Origin of the sequence: Pseudescherichia sp., assembly GCF_031987975.1 — a bacterium.
GTDB lineage: Bacteria > Pseudomonadota > Gammaproteobacteria > Enterobacterales > Enterobacteriaceae > Pseudescherichia.
Genome location: NZ_DALZYX010000019.1, coordinates 21,584 through 28,202 on the forward strand (window position 1 = coordinate 21,584; position 6,619 = coordinate 28,202).

The 6,619-nt window shown below is 55.3% G+C and carries 8 protein-coding genes and 1 pseudogene; 6 read left to right on the forward strand and 3 right to left on the reverse strand.

All coding sequences use genetic code 11. From position 1 onward, the window contains the following. Positions 1-44 precede the first annotated feature (44 nt). Entirely contained in the window at positions 45-596 is a 552-nt protein-coding gene (smrB, locus tag RTN40_RS20435; RefSeq protein WP_312229965.1) for an endonuclease SmrB, read from the reverse strand. A gap of 166 nt (positions 597-762) precedes the next feature. Here smrB and prmB point away from each other — a divergent pair, with 166 nt between their 5' ends. From prmB to RTN40_RS20465, 6 genes are read left to right on the forward strand one after another with little or no spacing between them, the layout of a single operon-like run. After that, complete coding sequence (gene prmB, locus RTN40_RS20440) at positions 763-1,695, forward strand: 50S ribosomal protein L3 N(5)-glutamine methyltransferase (protein WP_312229966.1); 933 nt, start codon at positions 763-765, stop codon at positions 1,693-1,695. A gap of 42 nt (positions 1,696-1,737) precedes the next feature. Further along, positions 1,738-2,823 carry a chorismate synthase gene (aroC, locus tag RTN40_RS20445; RefSeq protein ID WP_312229967.1) on the forward strand — a complete coding sequence of 362 codons (1,086 nt, stop codon included), beginning with the start codon at positions 1,738-1,740 and terminating at the stop codon, positions 2,821-2,823. Positions 2,824-2,826: 3 nt separating this feature from the next. Continuing rightward, complete coding sequence (gene mepA / locus RTN40_RS20450) at positions 2,827-3,651, forward strand: penicillin-insensitive murein endopeptidase (protein WP_312229968.1); 825 nt, start codon at positions 2,827-2,829, stop codon at positions 3,649-3,651. Continuing rightward, entirely contained in the window at positions 3,651-4,463 is an 813-nt protein-coding gene (locus RTN40_RS20455; protein WP_312229969.1) for a sulfite exporter TauE/SafE family protein, read from the forward strand. Before mepA ends, RTN40_RS20455 begins: the two co-directional genes overlap by 1 nt. Continuing rightward, positions 4,460-5,011 (forward strand): elongation factor P hydroxylase, encoded by a 552-nt coding sequence (locus tag RTN40_RS20460; protein ID WP_312229970.1) that lies wholly within the window; start codon positions 4,460-4,462, stop codon positions 5,009-5,011. Before RTN40_RS20455 ends, RTN40_RS20460 begins: the two co-directional genes overlap by 4 nt. Before the next feature lie 29 nt (positions 5,012-5,040). Beyond that, a complete protein-coding gene (locus RTN40_RS20465) occupies positions 5,041-5,316 on the forward strand; it encodes a YfcL family protein (RefSeq protein ID WP_312229971.1) in 276 nt (91 codons plus the stop codon). Positions 5,317-5,444: 128 nt separating this feature from the next. On the opposite strand, the gene RTN40_RS20470 is transcribed toward RTN40_RS20465, so the two are convergent. Then, positions 5,445-5,894 carry a hypothetical protein gene (locus RTN40_RS20470; protein ID WP_312229972.1) on the reverse strand — a complete coding sequence of 150 codons (450 nt, stop codon included), beginning with the start codon at positions 5,892-5,894 and terminating at the stop codon, positions 5,445-5,447. Then, a pseudogene (locus tag RTN40_RS20475) lies at positions 5,894-6,619 on the reverse strand (hypothetical protein); the annotation flags it as partial. The gene RTN40_RS20470 and the pseudogene RTN40_RS20475, both read right to left, overlap by 1 nt.

Consider the following 6,619-nt stretch of genomic DNA (forward strand, 5'->3'; position numbering starts at 1 on the left):
AGAGCCGCTTATGCGGCTCTTGTCATTTCTGCTAAGGCCCGCCATTACGGCAGCTCTGGCGGCTGCCACTCTTCTACTTCAATCAGCACCAGCAGCGCCGCATCGCCGCCGTACTCTTTCGGTGCCTGGTGGAAAGCCATAACGTGTGGATGCTGCGCCAGCCACAGCGGCGTCTGCTGCTTCAGAACGTGCTTTCCATGGCCGTGCATCACGCAGGCGCAGAAGACATGCTCCCGACGGCAGGCGGCGATCAGCGCCCCCAGCTCTTGCTTGGCCTGCTGCTGGGTTAAACCATGCAAATCAAGAAACAGCTCCGGCGAGTAATCTCCCCGGCGCATCTTCTTTACTTCAAAGTGGCTCACGTCCGGGCGGACATACTTGACCGGCCCGTCGGTGTTGAGCCGCGGCTGAAATTCATCAGAAAAGTAGTGGCTGGCGTCGGCCTGCTCCTGAAGCAGTCGTTTTACCGGTACTTCGCTGACCTTCTTGCGCAGGGGACGGTGCACAATCGTATCCTGCTTGATCTGGCGCGTGCCGGTCATCAACTGGCGGAACAGCGACTGATCCGCCTCGCTAAGCGATGTTTTCTTCTTCATTCATTCATCTCATTTCTGATTTTTTTCAGTTTACCCGACTCGCCGCGCTCTGTGTTCAGGCAAAATGCTTTTTTCCGGCTGGCTGTGCGCGAGAATGCTGATTTATCGGCGTCTTCATGGCAAACTAGCCGCCGAATTTATAGCAAGGCATGTCCCGGAGGATAGCGTGGATAAAATATTTGTCGATGAAGCAGTGAGTGAGCTGCACACCATTCAGGACATGTTACGTTGGTCGGTCAGCCGATTCAGCGCGGCAAACATCTGGTACGGACACGGTACCGACAACCCGTGGGACGAAGCGGTGCAGCTGGTGCTGCCGACCCTCTACCTGCCGCTGGATATTCCGGAAGATATGCGCAGCGCGCGCCTGACCTCCAGCGAGCGCCACCGTATCGTTGAGCGCGTGATCCGCCGCGTCAACGAGCGCATCCCGGTCGCCTACCTGACCAATAAAGCCTGGTTCTGCGGCCACGAGTTCTACGTCGATGAGCGTGTACTGGTGCCCCGTTCACCTATCGGCGAGCTGATTACCAGCCGCTTTGCCGGCATCATCAACCATCAGCCGCAGCACATTCTGGATATGTGCACTGGCAGTGGCTGCATCGCCATCGCTTGCGCCTACGAGTTCCCGGAAGCGGAAGTCGACGCCGTGGATATCTCTCCCGAGGCGCTGGCCGTGGCCGAGCACAATATCGAAGAGCACGGCCTGATCCATAACGTGACGCCTATCCGCTCCGATCTCTTCCGCGATCTGCCTAAGGTGCAGTACGACCTGATCGTCACCAACCCGCCCTACGTGGACGAAGAGGATATGTCAGATCTGCCGAATGAGTATCGCCACGAGCCTGAGCTGGGCCTGGCCTCCGGCAGCGATGGCCTGAAGCTGACGCGTCGCATCCTCGCCTGCGCGCCGGACTATCTCACCGATGACGGCGTACTGATTTGTGAAGTCGGCAACAGCATGGTACATCTGATAGAGCAGTACCCTGAGGTTCCCTTTACCTGGCTTGAGTTTGATAACGGCGGCGACGGCGTCTTTATGCTCAATAAAGCGCAGCTGCTGGCGGCCCGGGAGCACTTCAGCATCTACAAAGATTAATAAAACGATAACGCCTATTTAAATAAAGACAGTGGAGCCGTGATGGCAGGAAACAGTATTGGACAACTCTTTCGCGTGACCACCTTCGGGGAGTCACATGGCCTGGCGCTCGGCTGCATTGTCGACGGCGTACCACCGGGGATCGCCCTGAGCGAAGCCGATCTGCAGCACGATCTGGATCGCCGCCGACCGGGCACCTCGCGCTATACCACCCAGCGCCGCGAGCCGGACCAGGTGAAGATCCTCTCCGGCGTTTTTGAAGGGATGACCACCGGCACCAGCATCGGCCTGCTGATTGAGAATACCGACCAGCGTTCCCAGGACTACAGCGCCATCAAGGACGTCTTCCGTCCAGGCCACGCTGACTACACCTACGAGCAGAAGTATGGCCTGCGCGACTACCGTGGCGGCGGCCGTTCGTCAGCCCGTGAAACCGCCATGCGCGTGGCGGCGGGAGCGATTGCTAAAAAATTCCTCGCGGAAAAATTGGGCATCACCGTTCGCGGCTGCCTGACCCAGATGGGCGATATCCCGCTGGAGATTAAAGCCTGGGACCAGGTTGAGCAGAACCCGTTCTTCTGTCCGGATCCGGACAAGATTGACGCCCTTGACGAACTGATGCGCGCCCTGAAAAAAGAGGGCGACTCTATCGGGGCGAAGATCACCGTGGTAGCCGACGGCGTACCGCCGGGGCTGGGTGAGCCGGTGTTTGACCGTCTGGATGCCGATATTGCCCACGCGCTGATGAGCATCAACGCCGTTAAAGGCGTGGAGATTGGCGAAGGTTTTGCGTCAGTAGCCCTGCGCGGCAGTGAAAACCGCGACGAAATTACCCACGCGGGCTTCACCAGCAACCATGCGGGTGGCATTCTTGGCGGTATCAGCAGCGGCCAGCAGATTGTCGCTAATATCGCACTGAAGCCGACCTCCAGCATTACCGTGCCGGGGAAAACCATCAACCGCACCGGGGAAGAGATGGAGATGATCACCAAAGGTCGTCACGACCCTTGCGTCGGCATTCGGGCCGTACCGATTGCTGAAGCGATGCTGGCGATTGTTCTGATGGATCACTTTATGCGCCAGCGGGCGCAGAACGCGGACGTGACGACAACCATCCCACGCTGGTAAACGATGAAAAAAACGCTGATAGCGCTGCTGGCGGCTCTCGCCAGCCATGCCACCCTCGCGGCGACGCCGTGGCAAAAGATCACCCATCCGATTGCCGGTAGCGCGCAGTCGGTGGGCGCATTCTCTAACGGCTGTATTGTCGGTGCGAACGCGCTGCCGGTGCAGTCCGATACCTATCAGGTAATGCGCACCGATCAGCGCCGCTACTTTGGTCACCCGGATCTGGTGCAGTTTATTCAGCGCCTTAGCGGACGGGTGCACAATCTCGGTCTCGGAACGGTGCTGATAGGGGATATGGGCATGCCCGCCGGCGGGCGCTTCAACGGCGGCCACGCCAGTCACCAGACCGGGCTGGACGTCGATATCTTCTTACAGCTGCCGAAAACGCGCTGGAGCGCGGCGCAGCTGCTGAAGCCCCAGGCGCTGGATCTGGTCTCCCATGACGGCAAGCGCGTTGTTCCCTCCCTGTGGCAGCCGGAGATCAGCCAGCTGATTAAGCTGGCAGCGGAAGATAACGACGTCACGCGCATCTTTGTTAATCCGGCCATTAAGCAGCAGCTCTGCGAAGATGCAGGCAACGATCGCGACTGGCTGCGCAAAGTGCGCCCCTGGTTCCAGCACCGGGCGCATATGCACGTTCGCCTGCGCTGCCCGGCGGATAGCCTGGAGTGCGTCGATCAGCCTCTGCCGCCGCCGGGAGACGGCTGCGGTGCAGAGCTGCAAAGCTGGTTTGAACCGCCTAAACCTGCCTCAACAAAGCCTGAGAAGAAGACACCGCCGCCGTTGCCGCCTTCCTGCCAGGCGCTACTGGACGAGCATGTACTTTAATGGAAAATTTTAGCGATCTTTTTTTGGTTTCCCCGCTGCTGTTAGCGGTCCTGTTTTTCGTTGCCCTGCTGGCCGGGTTTATTGATGCCCTGGCGGGCGGTGGTGGGCTGCTTACCGTTCCGGCACTGCTGGCGGCAGGCATGACGCCAGCCCAGGCACTGGCGACCAACAAGCTGCAGGCCTGCGGCGGATCCATCTCGTCAACGATCTACTTCCTTCGCCGTGGGGTGGTAAAGCTCGGCGATCAGAAGCTCAATATTCTGATGACCTTTATCGGTTCGACCACGGGCGCACTGCTGGTACAGCATGTGCAGTCCGACATACTGCGCCAGATCCTGCCTCTGCTGGTCATCGGCATCGGCCTCTACTTTTTGCTGATGCCGAAGCTGGGGGAAGAGGATCGTCAGCGTCGCCTCTACGGCCTGCCGTTTGCGCTGGTAGCCGGGGGTTGCGTAGGCTTCTACGATGGCTTTTTTGGCCCTGGCGCAGGATCATTTTACGCTCTGGCGTTCGTGACCCTCTGCGGCTACAACCTGGCGAAATCTACCGCGCACGCCAAGGTGCTCAACGCCACCTCTAATATTGGCGGTCTGCTGCTGTTTATTATCGGCGGCAAGGTGGTGTGGGCTACCGGGTTCGTGATGCTTGCCGGGCAATTTATCGGCGCGCGCCTTGGCTCGCGGCTGGTGCTGAGCAAAGGGCAGAAGCTGATCCGTCCGATGATCGTTATCGTCTCGGCGGTGATGAGCGCCAAGCTACTTTTTGACAGTCACGGACAGGAGATCCTCCAGTGGGTGGGGATACACGCATGAGCAGTACGACACACCGCTACGAGCAGCTGATTGAGATCTTTAACGGCTGCTTTGCTGACGATTTTAATACGCGCCTGGTAAAGGGCGACGATGAACCTATCTATCTTCCGGCTGACGACGAAATCGACTACCACCGGATTGTTTTCGCCCACGGCTTTTACGCCAGCGCCTTGCACGAAATCTCACACTGGTGCGTCGCCGGTAAGGCGCGCCGTGAGCTGGTCGATTTTGGCTACTGGTACTGCCCGGATGGCCGCGATGCCGTCACCCAGGGGCAGTTCGAAGACGTTGAGGTGAAGCCCCAGTCTTTTGAATGGCTCTTTTGCGTGGCGGCGGGCTTCCCGTTCAACGTCAGCTGCGACAACCTTGAGGGTGACGTTGAGCCGGATCGCATCGCCTTCCAGCGCCGGGTGCATGCCCAGGTGATGAGCTGGCTGGAACAGGGCATCCCCGAACGCCCGGCTCGGTTTATCAAGGCACTCCAGGATTATTATCACACGCCGTCCTTAACGGCAGACCAGTTCCCGTGGCCGGAAGATCTGAACTAGCGGCACGGTTTTTTTAAAGAGGAAAGAAGATGATCGCGGAATTTGAATCACGCATTCTGGCGTTAATTGATGACATGGTTGAGCACGCCAGTGACGATGAGCTTTTCGCCAGCGGTTACCTGAGCGGCCACCTGACGCTGGCCGTTGCCGTGCTGGAAAACGGTGACGATCACTCCCCGGAGGCGGTTTACGCCCAGGTGACCTCCAGCCTTGAGCAGGCGATTCAGGGCGGCGAACTCTCTCCGCGCGATCAGGTGCTGGTGCTGGAGATGTGGGAGAGACTCTACCAGCAGGCCAAAGCCTAAGCTGCGCTCACGCCCGGCGGCGCAAGCCTGCCGGGCCGACAAACTACGATTGCCGTCACTCTCTTTTGGATTGTATCTCCTCACTGGCAGGATGATGAGTTTATCCTTGCCGACCGAGGATAATGTTGTTAATTACATTCGCTTATTTTTATTAATTTTTTTTCATCTAGTTTAAAATAGTCATCGCCAGCTTTGCTTGACTCAAGGTTTCGCCCGGAAATTATTAGTAGCGAACTATCCTTTTCAAATTTGGCCCCTTCCCAAGTGGTCATGTCATATGCCCCGGCTCCAGTATCCAGAAGTTGGCCGTTAATTGCGTCCTTAACTCCTGCACATAACACGCCACCACCACAACCATAAATGAAAACAATATAATGACCTGCAAAGTTAACTTTAATGGCGTTTTTTGCAGCATTTAGATACTCTCCATAAACATAGTTCTCTTGTTCTGATGTTAGCGCCAGGGAGTGAACATCCCCGGTGTAAATGTTTTTTACCGGATGTTCTGAAAATGTTGGCGGACAAGATGCAAAGACGCCCCAGCTTATAAATATTATAGCAAAGAGAAATTTTTTCATTAATTATCCCTTGAGGCTTCAAGAGCCTCTCTTAACTGCACTGGTGTTATTGAAGCATGATTTATACCATCTCCATTGTAATAAGACTCTCCATCAAATGTAGCCGGGTATTGTATAGTTATTAATTTACCTGTGTAGTCGTATTGTTTTGCCCCGCTAGAGTTTAATAAGGGGGTTTTCTGTTTTAATTGACCTTTTTTGATGCCTACAGATGCCCATTCTTGTGCTGAGGCATACATGGCTGCTTCAATATTTTTACCACTGCTTAAATAAGTGAAGATGCTTGAACGCTTATTTTTAATCAAATAATTATCGAAAATATAATCTTGCATTCCCTCATTATACTTAAGATTTGTATCAAGATTTAGCTCATTTACTGCCATGGTTAATGTATCATGAATAATTTGAAATCTTCCGGCAGCAAATATTTCTTTATTTACCTGCTTTTGCATTACATCTGCAATAGTCAGTGCAGTCAAATCACCATGATAGGTAGGCCTATAACCGTGTGCTGCTGGTCCATTATAAGCATTATAATTATTATTTGACTCTGCTTGCCCGATTAAATTGCCAAATTTACTATGCGCCCATCCAGTTTTTTTCTTCCGTAATGCATTCAAAAACACCACCGGATGCATATGCCACACCGCCTGGCCCGACGTGAACGGCTCCACCTGGCTCATCCACTCCATGTCATCCAGCCACTTCTTCGCAAAATCTATCCG